The sequence below is a fragment of the Thermophilibacter provencensis genome (assembly GCF_030372065.1).
Lineage (GTDB): Bacteria > Actinomycetota > Coriobacteriia > Coriobacteriales > Atopobiaceae > Thermophilibacter > Thermophilibacter provencensis_A.
Window position 1 is genome coordinate 1 of sequence record NZ_JAUDEA010000006.1, and the last position, 15,434, is coordinate 15,434.

At 66.8% G+C, this 15,434-nt stretch carries 13 protein-coding genes; 4 read left to right on the forward strand and 9 right to left on the reverse strand.

Annotation, left to right across the window (positions count from 1 at the left end):
* The 9 genes from QUW25_RS04995 to QUW25_RS05035 form a co-directional block, all read right to left on the reverse strand.
* A partial coding sequence (locus QUW25_RS04995) for an FAD-dependent oxidoreductase (RefSeq protein ID WP_289511121.1) occupies positions 1 to 524 on the reverse strand: 524 nt, incomplete at its 3' end.
* A gap of 56 nt (positions 525 to 580) precedes the next feature.
* Positions 581 to 1,510, reverse strand: a complete 930-nt coding sequence (gene nadA / locus QUW25_RS05000; protein ID WP_289511122.1) for a quinolinate synthase NadA — start codon at positions 1,508 to 1,510, stop codon at positions 581 to 583.
* A gap of 396 nt (positions 1,511 to 1,906) precedes the next feature.
* The gene (locus tag QUW25_RS05005; RefSeq protein ID WP_289511123.1) at positions 1,907 to 2,284 is read right to left on the reverse strand and encodes a hypothetical protein; all 378 of its coding nucleotides are present in this window, start codon (positions 2,282 to 2,284) and stop codon (positions 1,907 to 1,909) included.
* A gap of 115 nt (positions 2,285 to 2,399) precedes the next feature.
* A complete protein-coding gene (locus tag QUW25_RS05010; protein WP_289511124.1) occupies positions 2,400 to 3,674 on the reverse strand; it encodes a coiled-coil domain-containing protein in 1,275 nt (424 codons plus the stop codon).
* 201 nt (positions 3,675 to 3,875) lie between these two features.
* Positions 3,876 to 4,931: a nucleoid-associated protein gene (locus tag QUW25_RS05015; protein ID WP_289511125.1), complete on the reverse strand. Its 1,056-nt coding sequence runs from the start codon at positions 4,929 to 4,931 to the stop codon at positions 3,876 to 3,878.
* 454 nt (positions 4,932 to 5,385) lie between these two features.
* Positions 5,386 to 6,948, reverse strand: coding sequence for a 4Fe-4S dicluster domain-containing protein (locus tag QUW25_RS05020; protein WP_289511126.1), 1,563 nt, complete (start codon positions 6,946 to 6,948; stop codon positions 5,386 to 5,388).
* A 109-nt stretch (positions 6,949 to 7,057) separates the two neighbouring features.
* Positions 7,058 to 7,723, reverse strand: coding sequence for an RluA family pseudouridine synthase (locus tag QUW25_RS05025; protein ID WP_289511127.1), 666 nt, complete (start codon positions 7,721 to 7,723; stop codon positions 7,058 to 7,060).
* Positions 7,724 to 8,082: 359 nt separating this feature from the next.
* Positions 8,083 to 9,399, reverse strand: a complete 1,317-nt coding sequence (gene hisS / locus QUW25_RS05030) for a histidine--tRNA ligase (RefSeq protein ID WP_289511128.1) — start codon at positions 9,397 to 9,399, stop codon at positions 8,083 to 8,085.
* A 540-nt stretch (positions 9,400 to 9,939) separates the two neighbouring features.
* Positions 9,940 to 10,899 carry a bile acid:sodium symporter family protein gene (locus tag QUW25_RS05035; protein WP_289511129.1) on the reverse strand — a complete coding sequence of 320 codons (960 nt, stop codon included), beginning with the start codon at positions 10,897 to 10,899 and terminating at the stop codon, positions 9,940 to 9,942.
* A 149-nt stretch (positions 10,900 to 11,048) separates the two neighbouring features.
* Here QUW25_RS05035 and QUW25_RS05040 point away from each other — a divergent pair, with 149 nt between their 5' ends.
* From QUW25_RS05040 to QUW25_RS05055, 4 genes are all read left to right on the forward strand, one after another.
* Entirely contained in the window at positions 11,049 to 11,873 is an 825-nt protein-coding gene (locus tag QUW25_RS05040; protein WP_289511130.1) for an HAD family hydrolase, read from the forward strand.
* 182 nt (positions 11,874 to 12,055) lie between these two features.
* Positions 12,056 to 12,865, forward strand: a complete 810-nt coding sequence (gene sufC / locus QUW25_RS05045; RefSeq protein WP_289511131.1) for a Fe-S cluster assembly ATPase SufC — start codon at positions 12,056 to 12,058, stop codon at positions 12,863 to 12,865.
* Positions 12,862 to 14,283, forward strand: a complete 1,422-nt coding sequence (gene sufB / locus QUW25_RS05050) for a Fe-S cluster assembly protein SufB (protein WP_289511132.1) — start codon at positions 12,862 to 12,864, stop codon at positions 14,281 to 14,283. The genes sufC and sufB overlap by 4 nt, the downstream gene beginning before the upstream one ends.
* The gene (locus QUW25_RS05055; RefSeq protein ID WP_289511133.1) at positions 14,283 to 15,431 is read left to right on the forward strand and encodes a SufB/SufD family protein; all 1,149 of its coding nucleotides are present in this window, start codon (positions 14,283 to 14,285) and stop codon (positions 15,429 to 15,431) included. Before sufB ends, QUW25_RS05055 begins: the two co-directional genes overlap by 1 nt.
* Positions 15,432 to 15,434 lie beyond the last annotated feature (3 nt).

Genomic DNA, 15,434 nt, shown 5'->3' on the forward strand with positions numbered 1-15,434 from the left:
GGGCCCGTTGCCACGACGCCGCGGCACACGCGCCGCCCGCTTCCCTCAAAGCCCTCCAGGATGTCGGTCATGCAGGTGTGCTCGAGGATGCGGGCGTGGGGCAGCTCGCGCGCGCACGCCAGCAGGCGCGTGGTAATCTCCTTGCCCGTGACGTCCTCGTGATAGAGGATGCGCGGGCGAGAGTGGGCGCCCTCGCGCGTGTAGTCGAGCTCGCCGTCCGGCCTGCGGGAAAAGCGCACGCCGCGCTTGATGAGGTCATCTATGATGGGACGGCTCGCGCGGATCATGAGGTCCACGCTCTCCAGGCGGTTCTCGTAGTGACCGGCGCGCAGCGTGTCCTCGAAGAACGACTCGTAGTCGTCCGGGTCGTGCAGGACGCAGATCCCGCCCTGGGCGAGCATGGAGTCGCAGTGGTCCACGGCCTCCTTGGAGAGCAGGACCACCGAGAGCGCCCTCGGCAGGTTGAGCGCGCAGTAGAGCCCGGCAACGCCGCAGCCGACGATCACGACGTCGCAGTCGATCACGCCATCAAACGCCTGTGTTAATTGGGGGCGGTCCCCCGCGTGCAGACGGGGGGACATCAGCGGGCCCCGAGCTCAAGCATGCGGGTGAGCGTGCGGCGCGCGCCCTCGGCAACCGCGGCGGGCGGCAGGTCCACGGCGCCGGTGCCCTCACGCAAGCACGCCACGAGGCGCTCGACGGTGATGCGCGCCATGTCCGGGCAGACCGGGCGCGTGGGCGGAAAGTGAAAGCGCTTGCCCGTGCCCCCGCAGCGGCGCTCCAGCTCGCCGCGGACGCCGTCCACGGTGAGGATGATGTAGTCGAGCGCCTCCCCGGCCACGGCCACCTCGATGATCTGCGACGTGGAGCCCGCAAAGTCCGCAAGCGCCATGGCCTCCGGGCCGCACTCGGGGTGCGCGAGCACCGGGGCGCCCGGGTGCGCCTCCTTGAGCGCGCGGACCTCGTCGGCGGAGATGTCCTGGTGGATGGGGCAGAACCCGTCGTTCAGAATGACGTTCTTCTCGGGCACCTGCTCGGCCACAAAGCTGCCGAGATGGCGGTCGGGCACAAAGAGCACGTTTACCTGCGGGAGCGCCCGAACGATCTTGACAGCGTTTGACGAGGTCACGCAGACGTCAGACCACGACTTGACCTCCACCGTGGAGTTGACGTAGCACGCCACGGCAAGCTCGTCGCCATAGCGCTCGCGCGCGGCGTCCACGGTCTCGCGGCGCACCATGTGAGCCATCGGGCAGTCGGCCGTGGGCTCAGGCATAAGGACGGTCTTCTCCGGCGAGAGGAGCTTGGCGCTCTCCGCCATGAAGCTCACGCCGGCAAAGACCAGGGTGCGGCACGTGAGCGTTGCGGCGAGCTTGGCGAGGGCAAAGGAGTCCCCCACGTGGTCCGCGAGCTCCTGGACCTCGGGCGGCACGTAGTAGTGGGCCAGGACCACGGCGTCGCGCTCCGCCTTGAGGCGCGCCACCTCGGCACGCAGCTCGTCTGTCAGCATGCTTGCTCCCCTCGTCGGCAAACCATGTCAGTATACAGCTTGCTTGACAGGTGACAAGACAGTGACGGGAAGCGGTGTCGCGCCCATGCTCTTCTCGCCCAACCAAAACGGGAGGTTTTGGGCAAAGCGTTTGATGGAGTTGGGCCCAGAGCGGCGAGCGCGCGCTCTTCTCGCCAGCGTCAACTTGGAAAACGTCCCCGACGCTGACTCAAAAGGAGGATTTGAGCGCCCGGGTCGGCCGTCAACATAAAAGATTTGCCCCACAACCTCGAGAAGTGCTCACGTGGGGGCATCCCCCGCAGCGCGCGAGGTCTCAAAACCCAAAACCCGGCTTTTCTCACCAGCGGCCGCGCAAAACACAGGCGAGAAGTGCCCGCGCCCCGCCTCGCGACGGCGCTAGTTGTTCACGCCGTGGTGGCAGACAAACGCCTCGCGCGTGATGGGCTCGAACTTATAGTCGCGCTCCTGGTAGTACTCGATGATCTGCGGCAGCGCGTCGGGCGTGGTGTCTTTGGTGCTGGAGTCGTGGAAGAGGGGCATGACGTTGGTGTAGCCCTCCACGCACGAGCTCTGCACGAGCGTGTCCACCGCCACGTTGGTGCCCGAGGCGTCGGCGGAGCTCACGTTCCAGTCATAGAACTGGTAGCCGCGCGCCTGGACGTCCTCAACGAGCGCGGTCATGATGCCCGCGCAGTAGTTGGCCGAGATCGTGTTGGACGCCCCGCCCGGAAAGCGCGTGAGGTAGGGCACGTAGCCGATCTGCTCCTTGACCATGTGTACGGAAACGCCCGTGGCACCCCAAAAGGGCCGGTTGACGCAAAAGGGCGGCGACCGGTGTCGAGGGTCGCTCGAAACACCTGATCGCCGCCCGCACTGGGTTTCCCGGCTCCTACGAGAGGGCAATGCCCCCGAGCCAGCCGCACCGGACGGTAACGGAGACGCTGTAGTCGCTCACCCACTGGGAGAGGCTCGTCGTGCGAAGGCGGCCGCTCGCGTTGTCGCGCACCACGCCATCTCCCACGTAGATGCCCACGTGGCCATAGATGATGGCGGCCGAGCTGTACGGGACGGTCGGGGTGGCCACGATCATGCCCGGCTGAATCTCAGAGGTCGGGTGCCCGCACCACGAGTAGAACATGTCGTCCGCGTTGCCGTAGAACGAGCCCACCCCGGCGCGACGGAAGACGTTGGACACCCACGCGGCGCACAGGCCGGAGCCCGGCGACGGCGTGGAGTACGCGGCGTTCACCACGTCGGAGAGCGAGCCCGTCCCAAGGACCGCGGTGTTGCCGCCGGTCCACGTGCTGCCCTGCTGGAGCTCCTGCTGGCGGCGTGCCTCCTCTGCCGCCTGCTGGGCGGCGAGAAGCTCGGCGTCACGCTTCTCCATGAGCTCCTTGACCTCGTCGGAGAGGCTGCTCACCAGCTCCTCTGACGCGGCCTGGCGGGCGCGAACCTCCTCGAGCTGGGAGAGCTGCGTTGCCTGGAGGCCCTGAAGCTCGCTGCGCTGGACCTCGAGGCTGGCCTTCTCCGTCTCGAGGGCGCTCTTCTCCTGCTCGAGGCTTGCCTTCTCGACCTCGAGGTTGGCCTTCTCGACCTCGAGCTCTGCCTTGAGGGTCTTGACGTCGTCAATCATCTGGGCGTCCGCCTGGCTGACCTTGTCGAGGTAGTAGATGTTGCTCGTCAGCTCCTCGATGGTCGCGGACGAGAAGATCAGGTCGATCGTGGAGCTCGAGCCGGCCTTGTACGACGAGCTCATTCGCTCGGCGAGGATGCTCTGCTTGCGCTCGATGTCCGCCTGCTTGGTGTCGATCTCGCCCTGCTTGGTGTCGATCTCGCCCTGCTTGGTGTCGATCTCGCCCTGCTTGGTGTCGATCTCTCCCTGCTTGGTGTCGATCTGCTGGGAGAGGTCGCTCACCTGGGCAGACGTCTGGCCAAGGGCCGAGGCGGCCTCCTCGACCTCCAGACCGAGCGCCTCGAGCTCGGCCTGTGCCTCCTCGTAGTCAAGCTGCGCGGCATCGAGCTTCTCCTGGGTGGACGTGGCGAGAGCGACCGAGGGGTAGAAGGTGGCGCAGATACCGGCGCCTATGAGAAGCCTCAGCGCGTCGCGGCGCGTGACGGAGCGAGACGCGACAACATCGCCAATGGGCACGTGCTTTAGGGACATGAAGTCTCCTCGGGTACGAATAGGGTGCAAATGACACGCCCCCCTATTCTAGTAGCAAATCCATACGGCCACGATATGAACATCTGGCTAAGGGTGATGACAAAGGTGACAGGGTAGATTGTCATCATGGGCTTCATGATGACAATCTACCCTGTCACCTTTGTCATCACCCCTGTCGTGCCCGCCCCGACTGCCCGGGCGCTAGCGGTTCTCGATCTTGGCGACGTTACCCACGGTGATGGTGATGCGCCCCTCGGCGTCGGTGGAGAAGTCCAGGTAGCCGGGCTTCTCGGCAAGCTCTGAGGGGAAGGTGATCTCAACGCCGGTGTCCGTGCGAATCTTGTGGCTCTTCGTGAGGCGGTTGGCCACGCCGCGGCGCACGGGCGCCTCCTCCGGAAGCCGCGCCTCGGCCACGCGCTGCTCAAAGCGCTCGGCGACCTCGGGTTTCTCGGCAAACACGGCACGCCCCACCTCAACGGGCGAGAAGGACTCCTCCACGTCAGCGGTCCGCGCGACGAGCGCCTTGGCGCGCCCGACCTCGACGGCCGGCGTGAGGCCAAACTCCTCGGCAACGTCGCGCACGATGACGTTCACCTCGTCGATGACCTCGTGGCTCGACGCCTTGCTCGTGCACTGCAGGAAGCGCTCGGGAATCACCATGACCTTCTCGCCGCCAACGGAGCGCTCCTTGTCATGGAAGTCGATCGAGCCGGTCTCCGCGTCAACCAGCACGTAGCTCGCCACCTTCTGCGAGGGGTTGGGCAGCGTGGCGTCCACGCGGGAGATGTCGTTGGCGTCCCCACCCACCTCGTGGACAAAGGCCTGTTTGCGCGGCAGCAGCACCACGGCAAAGAAGCGCTTCCCCGCCGGGCCGTCAAAGGCGGCGTCGACCTCGGCGTCCGTGGAGAGCGCGTCCACGGCACCCGCGTCCGTGTCAGAGAAGTCCGCAACAAGAAGATCGCACTGCTCGAGGTCCTCCGCGCGGCGCAGCTCCTCCCAGAACCACTGCGCGATCTCGCAGGAGAACTCCACGAACTCGCGCTCCCCCGCCAGGTAGCGCTGGAGCTCCCCCGCAAAACCGGAGTCAGGGGAGAACTCCCCGTGGCGGCTCTCCGCGTTGGACGAGATCTTGCGCAGGTGGCGCTGCACGTAGGAGCGCGTCGCGCGGACGGTGAGGTCGAGCGGGCGCTCCGAGAGGTACGTGGACCCGGAGTCAAAGTCAAAGACGTGGAGGATGGCGCGGTCTACCTTGAGCATGTGTCTCCCAGCATGAGGGTGAGCGGTCAGTGAACGGCCACCATGATAGCGTTCCGGGCACCGCCGCGAGCCTGTGCCGAGAAAGGCGACCCTCTGTACCACTTTTTGAGAGAGCGGCCGAGAAAAGCCGCCCTCTGTACACGGAAGCCCAGGCCGGGCACCGTCCCCAAACGCTGATGCCGAGAAAAACCCGCGCCTGTGCTAGCAAATGCCGAGAAGAGCGGGCCTCTGTACCAGAGCGCTGCCGCATGACGGCCCTCACGACTCGCGCCATGGTACAGCGGTAGGTTTTTCTCGGCGCGGAATGTGAGAAGCGGCACAGGGGCGGGATTTTCTCGGCGCGTCGCGCGAGGGCTGGTACAGAGGGCCGCCTTTCTCGGCGCGGCAAGAGGGCGGCCCGACCGGAAAACCGGCCGGGCCGCACAAAGACTCGGTTGTGACGTCCCCTACAGGACTACTTGCCGTCCTCCTCGCGCTCGAGCGAGGGGATCTTGTCGCGGAAGGTGTTCTCCGTGGCGTTGGCGTGCGGGGACTTCTTGGAGTAGCGCTTGACGGCCGCCGCGGTCTTGTTGATCGACTGCAGCGTGCCGGCGCCGGCCACGCAGCCGCCCGGGCAGGCCATGCCCTCGAGCAGGTAGCCGGGGTACTTGCCCTTGACGGCATCCTTCATCATCTTGCGGCAGTTCTCGAGACCCTCGGCGTTGACGACGTTGACCTCGCGTTCGGGGTCCATCACCTTGATGGCGTTGACCACGGCGTTGGCAACGCCGCCCGCAACGGCGAAGCCGCGGCCGTCGGCTGAGGCGACCTCAAAGTCCGAGCTGCCCTCGCCCTCGAGCTTGGTGTACTCGTCGATGCCGCGCGCCTTCATCATGCCCATCATCTCCTCAAAGGTGAGCACGAAGTCCACCTCGGAGCGCACGGACTTGCGCATGGCCTCGAGCTTCTTTGCCGAGCACGGCCCCACGAAGACGATCTTGGCGTTGGGGTGCTGCTGGCGCAGCAGGCGCGCCGTGAGCGTCATGGGCGTGAGCGCCATCGAGATGCACTCGGCGTACTGCGGGAACTCGGTCTTGGCCATGACCGACCAGGCCGGGCAGCACGAGGTTCCCATGAACGGGATCTTCTCGGGCACCTCCTCCATGAAGTCCTCAGCCTCCTGGACGGTGCAGAGGTCGGCGCCCACGGCCACCTCCTCCATGCCGGAGAAGCCGAGCATCGTGAAGGCCTGGCGCAGCTTGTCGACGTTGCCCTTGCCGCCGAACTGGCCCACAAAGGCCGGCGCCACCTCGGCGATGACCTCGTCGCCGCGGTTGATGGCCTGGATGACCTGGAAGATCTGGCTCTTGTCGGCGATGGCGCCAAACGGGCAGTTGATGAGGCACTGGCCGCAGGAGACGCACTTCTCGTAGTCAATCTGCGCGCGGCCGTGCTCGTCGGAGCCGATGGCGTGCATGCCGCAGGCGTCCGCGCAGGGGCGCACCTGGTGTTGGATGGCGTGATAGGGGCAGGTGTTGAAGCACATGCCGCAGTGGATGCACTTCTCCTGGTCGATGTAGGCCTTCTTGTCCTTGAACGAGATGGCGCCCTTGGGGCAGATCTCGCGGCAGGGGTGCGCGAGGCAGCCCTGGCAGGCGTCGGTCACGCGGTAGGTGTTGTCGGCGCACGCGTTGCAGGCAAACTTGATGACGTTCACCAGGGGCGGCTCGTAGTAGGTCTCGGGCACCGAGGCGTCCGCCAGGCCGTCCGTGAGGCTCTCGCGCTTGTCCACGCCCTGCAGCGGCAGGCCCATGGCCAGGCGGATGCGCTGCTCGACGATCGCGCGCTCCAGGAAGACCGACTCGCGGTAGGTGGCAACGTCGCCGGGGATGATCTCGTACGGGAGGTCGCGAATCTTGCGGCGCGTGGTCTTCTCGTCGTCTTCCTTCATGTCGTAGGCAATCTTGGCGACGTTGGAAAAGACGTTGCGGCGGATCTCGGTCAGGTTGGTGTAGACGCCACGCATGGTATCTGCCATCGGTGCCCCTCTCCTGGGTTGGTCTCATACGTGCGGCGCTCCCCCTCAGAAGCGCTCCCCTCTGTACGTCTAGTATCGCACAGGTCGGGGTACGCGAGGGGTGCGTTCTTCACGCTCCCGCCGGGCGCTCCGGCCAGAGGCGCTCGGGCCACGCGGTCTCAAGGTGCAGGCGCTCTCCGCTAACGGGATGGATGACGTCCTCGCTCCAGGCGTGGAGCAGAAGGCCCGAGGCGCTTCTCGCCCCGCCGTAGAGGGCGTCTCCCACCAGGGGGAAGCCCAGGGAGGCCAGGTGCACGCGAATCTGGTGGCGCCGCCCCGTCACGAGCTCCAGCAAGAGCAGCGAGCGGCCGCCCTTCTCGGAAAGCCTCGTGACGCGCGTTTCTGCCGACTTGCCCTGCCCCGGGCGACAGGCGCGCATGCGCCGCGCGTTGTGGCGGTCACGGCCGATGGGCACACTGACGACCCGATTTGCCCAGGGGAAGCGCCCCGCCACCACGGCGAGGTAGCGCTTGCGCATACCGTGGCCCGCCACCTGGGCGTCGAGCGCGCCCTGCGTTGCCTTGTCCAGCGAGAAGAGCGTGAGGCCCGTGGTCTCCACGTCAAGGCGCTGCACCGCCTGCGGGCGCACGTCCGGGCGACCGGCTGCGGCCAGGTGCTCGGCCACGGCATCCGTGAGCGTGCGGGAGGGCGTGCCGTCGGAGTGCACGAGCATCCCCGCGGGCTTGTCGCAGGCGAGAAGAACCTCGTCCTCGTATATGATGCGCAGCTCGTCCATGCACAAGACCGTACCACACCCCGGGTTTGCGGAGCCGCTCGTTGCCCAGAGGGGGGCGCTGGAGCCACGCACAGGGTGACAGCGTGGTCTTTGGCTGGTACCCAGATCGCCGCGTCCTCCGCTGCCAGTTTTGGGCAAAATCTTTGATGCAGTCGAGTGTCTCGGGGACCTTCTCGCGTGCGCTATCTGGGCAAACGCTGGCAAAAACCCGACCACGCGGCTCGCAATATAAAGGGTTTTGCCCAAAACCCGCAAAGCACCTCCCGGAAACGCCTGAAGAAAAACGCTGGAGGCCTTGCGAGCGCAAAACCTCCCATAGCGTGACAGGTTGACCTATCAGGCGCCGTGCCGAGAGGCCCCTACTCCAGGCGGGCGAGAACCGCGTCCACGAGCTCCGCGGCCGGCACCTGAACCTGCTCATGGGTCCCCATGTCGCGAAGGGTTGCCGCGCCGGCCGCCACCTCGTCGCCGCCGATGACCACGCAGAGGCGAGCGCGGAGCTTATCGGCCTGCTTGAACTGGGACTTAAGCGAGCGCCCCTGGTAGTCGGCCTCGGCACGGACTCCGGCGCCGCGCAGGGCCAGGCGCGCCTCGAAGGCCGCCGCGCGCTCCGCCTCGCCGCCGGTGCAGGCAACGTAGACGCAGCTCGGCTCCTCGCCGCCCATCTCCACGCCCGCAGCCGCGAGCGCGAGGGCAATGCGCTCGAAGCCCACCGCAAAGCCCAGGCCCGGCGTGGGCTTGCCGCCCTCGAGCTCCACGAGGCCGTCGTAGCGACCGCCGCCGCCGATGGCGCCCACGCCCGAGCCCACGGCCTCGACCTCAAAGACCGTGCGGGTGTAGTAGTCCAGGCCGCGCACGAGCGTGGGGTCCTCGACGTAGGCCACGCCCGCCGCATCCAGGTAGCGCTTGACGGCCGCGTAGTGGGCGGCGCACTCCTCGCAGAGGTTGTCCGGCGCGAGCGGCGCGCCCTTCATGACCTCGCGGCAGTGGTCGTTCTTGCAGTCGAAGGCACGCAGGGGGTTAATCTGCGCGCGCTCGAGGCAGTCCTCGCACATCTCGTCCGCGTGATCCAGGATGAACGCGCGGACCTTCTCGCGGTAGGCGGGACGGCACGCGGCATCTCCCATCGAGTTGATAACGAGCCGCAGGTCATCACGCTTAAAGCCCAGGCGCTCGAAGTACTCCATGAGCATGATGATGCACTCGGCGTCCGCCGCAGGGTCGCTCGCGCCAAGCCACTCGACGCCCACCTGGTGGAACTGGCGCAGGCGCCCCTTCTGCGGGCGCTCGCCGCGAAACATCGCCTCGGCGTACCAGAGCTTTGCGGGAGCGGCGCCCTGCGGCACGAAGTTGTTCTCCACCGCGGCGCGCACCACGCCGGCCGTACCCTCGGGGCGCATGGCCATGCGCTGGCGCGGCTTGAGGTGCGCCTCGCTGCCCTTCTCCAGCAGGTCGCCGAAAAGCGCGCCGGAGACCACGCGGAACATCTCCTTGCGAACCACGTCCGTAGACTCGCCGATGCCGTGAACGAAGGTGTCCACCTGCTCGATGGCCGGCGTCTCGATCATGTCAAAGCCGTAGGCGCCAAAAAGCTCGCGCGCCACGTCCTGCATGCGCTGCCAGGCGCGCATGTAGCCGCCAAAGAGGTCCTCGGTGCCCTGAACCTTCTGTCCCATTACGGGTCCCTTCTCGCAACTCGTCGTTTTTCGCCGAACAAGTATAGCGCACGGCCCGCGCCGCCCGCCGCCTTTGCGCCATTCCGGAGGGTATGCGCACAGTTAGTTTTTTTAAACTGGTTGCAAAAATTGTATCCGCAGGTAGGGGAGCTGAGAAAAACACATCAGGTTTTGAACTGTGCGCATACCCTCAGAGCAACGAGCGGTAGGGCGTGCCACGGCCCCCGGCAGCCAAACCTTACAAAACCGAAAGCCGGGAGTAAGCCTCATCGATGGCCCCCGCCCCGCTCACCTGCGAGGATTAAGCCAACAGCCAGGCACTCGTCTTAGGGAGGCCACCATGAAGAAGGTCATCTTCATCGCCATCGTCGTGTTTGCCGGACTCGCCGTCATCCTCGACAGCGGTCGGCCGCGCTCCGAGCGGTTCCGCCGCTAGTTGCTCGTCCCTCTCCGGAAACTAACGCGGTCTGGTTACCTTAAAGAATTGCCCCGACAGGTCTTTTGTTGAAGGATGGGCGTATTTCAGGAACCCTAACCGCGTTATTGTTCCGACGCCCCGCCACGCGCCCTCATCCGCCGCAGAAGGCTGCCGTAGAGCGCCGCGAGAACCTGCTGAAAGAGCGTCCCGATGACCACCGGAAACATGACCTCCCCCGGAAAGTACTCCCCCGCGATGACGGCGCCCGCGGAAATGTTGCGCATGCCCACGAGATAGGTCATCGTGGCAACCTGCGCCTCAGGACGGCGCATGAGCCGCGCGGCGAGAAGCCCCAGCGCATAGCCGCACGTGGCAAACACGCAGATGAACGCCGCCACCCCAACCAGCACGGGCGTGAGGTTGCGAACGTAGGGCGCAACCCCCGTCGAGTTGGTGAGCACCACGAGCACGAGCGCGATCTTTGCCGCCGGCGCTATCACCGGGGAGAGCTCGCGCGCCGCCCGCCCGCGCGTGAGGTCGTTTGCCGCCGTGCCCAGAAGCGCGGGCAGCGCTATGGAGACCACCATCTCCCCCATCATCCGCGCCGCGTCAACCTCGACGGTCTGGCCGAGAAGGGCGTGCAGCGTAAAGGGGATGGAGAAGGGCGCCGCCACGGTGGAGACGAGGATCGTCGCGAGCGCGAGCGACGGGTCGCCCCCGAGCATGTTGGTCCACATGGCGGCAACCACGGCAATGGGGACGCTGTACTCGAGCACCACGCCGCAGACGAGATTGGGGTCAGACCCAAAGAGCAGCGTGGCAAGGCCGCAGGCCACGCACGGCATCGCCACGGACGCGAGCGCCAGCGAGACGATCATGGGAGCGGGGTGGCGCAGAACGCGCCCGAGGTTGCCAAAGGTGTTGGAAAGCGCGCTCTGGAAGGTCATGAACGCAAAGAGCGGCGTCACCAGCGGGTGAAGGACGCCGATCTCCGGAAACAGCACCCCGAGCACCACGCACGCCGGCGATATGAACGCCATGTGGCTCCCGATGAAGCCGCCGAGCCGCTTCCACGCATCCATGTGCGGATAACCTCCCCTCGCAAACACGAGCCATCGTACTTCTCGCCGGGCAGGCGGCGGGCCAAGCGTAACGCGGCGGAAAAGCGCACTGCGCCGCACACCAACAGCGCTATCCTTGTGCGGACGGCACGCCACTGCGAGGGGGACCCATGAAGACCGCGCGCGACATCAAGCTCCTTGCCTTCGACCTTGACGGAACCTTTCTCGCACCGGACAGGTCCGTCACGCCCCGGGCGAGAAGGGCCATCCTCTCCCTGCGCGAGCGCGGCATCGAGCCCGTGCCCACAACCGGCCGCGCCCACCAGAAGCTCTTTAGCCAGGTGCTGGGGATGGACGGCTTTCGCTACGTCATAGCCGCAAACGGCGCCGTGGTGCTCGACGTCGAGAAGAACGTCTACTTTGTCCACGAGGTCATCGCCGCGGACGTTGCCGCGGACCTCGTGCGCGAGCTCGAGCGCCCGGGCGTCGTCACCTACACCTGCCTCGACGACGAGGCGGGAACGCGGATAGCCTCCTGCGAGAGCCTCGAGGTGCTTCTCGACATCATGGGATACAACCCGTGGGACGAGCCCATCGTCGAGCACGCGGCGGATCGCATAGAGTCCGAGGGCATCGGGGCGCTCAAGGTGGGCGCGCACTTCTGCGACCGCTGGCGCTACGAGGACTTCTCCCCGCTCGCCGGGCGCTTTGGCCTGGAGCACGCCGCCTCTGCAACAGGCAACGCGGAGTTTGGCCCGCTCGGCGTCACCAAGGCAACGGGGCTGCGCGCGCTCAGCCGCGCCATGGGGCTCGACCTCCGGGAGGTCTGCGCCATCGGGGACGCCGGCAACGACGCCGACATGCTGCGCACCGCCGGGCTGGGCGTGGCAATGGGCAACGCCACGGACGAGGCCCGCGCGGCAGCGGACATGGTGGCGCGCCCCAACTCGGAGGACGGCTTCGCGGACTTCGTCGAGCGGTACCTGCTCTCCTGAGGAGGCGCCCGCAGGCGCCGGGGCGCGACGTTTCCCAAAATCCCCCCAAGCAAGGAGGGATTATCGTGAAGGGCAGAGTTTTTCTCGCCCGCCCCTTGCCTTTAATTCCCCACTCATTACTATGAATTAGGCGAAAGAAACGACGTGCGGGGGCCGCCCCTCTGCATAAGGAAAGGTGAACCATGGCAACGCAGCTTCTCAACGTGAGCGCGCTCTCGGCGGGCACCGAGGACAAGCCCATCCTGCACGGCATCGACCTCACCGTGGGCGAGGGCGAGTGCCACGTCCTCATGGGCCCCAACGGCGCCGGCAAGTCCACGCTCGGCCACGTCATCATGGGCGACCCCGCCTATCGCGTGACCTCCGGCTCGATTGCCTTTGCCGGCCAGGACGTGACGGAGCTCTCTGCCGACAAGCGCTCGCTCGCCGGCATCTTCCTCTCCTACCAGGCACCCGTCGAGGTGCCCGGCGTGCCACTCTACAGCTTCCTGCGCTCCATCTGCCAGATGCGCCCCGAGCTCAAGACCACCGCGCGCAAGTTCCGCGAGCGCGTGGGCGCCATTGCCGACCAGCTGGAGCTTGACCAGAGCTTCCTCATGCGCGAGCTCAACGTGGGCTTCTCAGGCGGCGAGAAGAAGAAAATCGAGATGCTGCAGCTGCTTTTGCTCCAGCCCAAGCTCGCCATTCTCGACGAGACCGACTCGGGCCTGGACGTGGACGCGCTGGGCATCGTCTCGCGCGGCATCCAGGCGTATCGCGAGCAGGTGGGCGGCGCGCTCATCGTGATCACGCACAACACGCGCATCCTCGAGCGCCTGGAGGTGGACCGCACGCACGTCATGGTGCGCGGGCGCATGGTGGCCGAGGGCCCGGCGTCCCTCATCGCCGACATCGACAAGAACGGCTTCGAGCGCTTTGAGCGCGCGGGCGAGAAGGACGACGCGGCGTGCGCCGAGTGCCCGGGATGCCCCATGGCCGGTGATGCCGAGTGAGCGAGGAGCGTAAGCGCACGCAGGTCGCCGACGTTGACCGCTCCCTCTACGACTTCACCAAGTCCGAGGAGGGCTACGAGCGCTACGACGACGGCCTGACGCCGGAGATCGTCCGCGCGATCTCCGCCAAGAAGGACGAGCCGGAGTGGATGCTCGAGATGCGCCTGCGCGCGCTCGAGCTCTACCACGCGCGCCCGATGGCCGAGAACTGGGGCCCGAGCATTGCGGGCCTGGACCTTGACCACATCTCCACGTACGTCTCGCCCAAGACCAAGCAGGCCAAGAGCTGGGACGACGTGCCCGCCGACATCAAGGACACCTTCGAGCGCCTGGGCATCCCCGAGGCGGAGCGCGAGAGCCTCGCCGGCGTGGGCGCCCAGTATGACTCGGAGATCGTCTACCACAACATGCGCGAGGAGGTGGCCGAGCAGGGCGTCATCTACACCACGATCGAGGACGCCCTCCACGACCCGCAGTGGGAGCCGGTGGTGCACGAGTACTTCGGCACGCTGATCCCGCCCACCGACCACAAGTTTGCCGCGCTGCACTACGCCGTGTGGAGCGGCGGCTCGTTTGTCTACGTGCCCGCCGGCGTGACGCTCCCCTACCCGCTGCAGAGCTACTTCCGCCTCAACGCGGCGGGCGCGGGCCAGTTTGAGCACACGCTCATCATCGTGGAGCCCGGCGCGGACCTGCACTTCATCGAGGGCTGCTCCGCGCCCAAGTACTACGAGGCCAACCTCCACGCCGGCGCGGTGGAGCTCTTCGTGAAGGACGGCGCGCGCCTGCGCTACTCCACGATTGAGAACTGGTCCAAGAACATGTACAACCTCAACACCAAGCGCGCCACCATTGGCGCGGACTCCAAGATGGAGTGGGTCTCCGGCAGCTTTGGCAGCCACGTGAGCTACCTCTACCCCACCACCATCATGGCGGGCGACCGCAGCACCTGCGAGTTCACCGGCATCACCTTTGCCGGCGCCACGCAGGACCTCGACACCGGCTGCAAGGTGATCATGAACGGCGCCGACACCACGGCGTCCGTCTCCACCAAGTCCATCTCCAAGGACGGCGGCGTGAACACGTTCCGCAGCTCGGTGGTCATCGGCCGGCATGCGGACCGCGCGCGCTGCAGCGTGAGCTGCCAGAGCCTCATGCTCGACGACATCTCGCGCTCCGACACCATCCCCGCGATGGACGTGCGCAACGCCACCGCGCAGGTGGGCCACGAGGCCACGATCGGCCGCATCTCGGACGACACGGTGCTCTACCTCATGAGCCGCGGCTGCTCCGAGGCCGAGGCGCGCACGCTCGTGGTCAACGGCTTTGCCAACCCCGTCTCCAAGGAGCTCCCGATGGAGTATGCCGTGGAGATGAACAACCTCATCAAGCTCGAGATGGAAGGGGCCATAGGATGATGGCCGATATGGACCTGGCGCCCGAGGCAGGCGCCGTGCCCGAGGTCACCCTCGAGCGCGTCAACGTTGCCCCCGCGCAGACGTGGAACCGCCTGCGCACGAACGACATCACGCTCACGGTGCCCGCGCACAGTCGCAAGGGTGACGTGTACTTCTCGCTGCCGCGCCTCTTTGAGGGCGTGGAGTGCGGGATGGGCCGCGAGGTCACCGACTGGGCCGAGTCCCAGGCCGCCGGCGCCCGCTACGTGGAGGTCCCGCGCGACGAGAGGCGCGAGGAGCCGATCGTGGTCCGCGTTGGAGCGGGTGATGTGGCCGATACCGGCGTCATGGTCCGCGCAGGCGCCGAGGCCACCATCGTCGTCACCACAGGGGACCTGACAAAGGTGACAGGGTCATCTGTCAGGTTTCCTCAGGATTCTTCTGACGAGAAAAACCTGACAGATGACCCTGTCACCTTTGTCAGGTCCGGCACGTCCGCGTCTCTCATGCGTATCATCGCCGAGGCAGGGGCACGCGTGCACCTGCACGAGTACGTGGGCGTGGGCGCGGGCCAGCAGCACCTTGAGAGCGTGGGCATCACCTGCGGGCGCGACGCCCGCGTGGACGTGCACCAGTACCTGCTCGGCGGCGGCACCGTCGCGCTGGGCCTTGCCTGCGAGCTCGCGGGCGAGCGAGCGCGTGTTGACCTCGGCTGCCGCTACCACGCCGGCGACACGGAGGTCCTCGACATCAACGAGATCGTCCGCCAGCGCGGTCGCGACACGCGCTCCGAGCTCAGCTACAACGGCGTGCTCGAGGACGCGGCCAAGAAGAGCCTGCGCACCACGATCGACCTCGTTCACGGCGCCAAGGGCGCGCAGGGCAACGAGGCCGAGACCGTGCTCGTGCTGGGCGACGACGTGGTCAACAAGACGCTGCCCACGATACTCTGCGACGAGGACGACGTGGCCGGCAACCACGGCGCCACCATCGGCTCGGTGAGCCCGGAGCAGCTGGCGTTTCTCGCCAGCCGCGGGCTTTCCCGCGAGGACGCCGAGCAGCTCTTCGTTCAGGCCCTCTACGAGGACGCCCTCATGCACGCCCCCTGCCCCGAGGCCCGCGCCGTCGTGGAGGCGGGCGCCGGCTCCCTGCTCGACGAGGAGGCGTAGGAG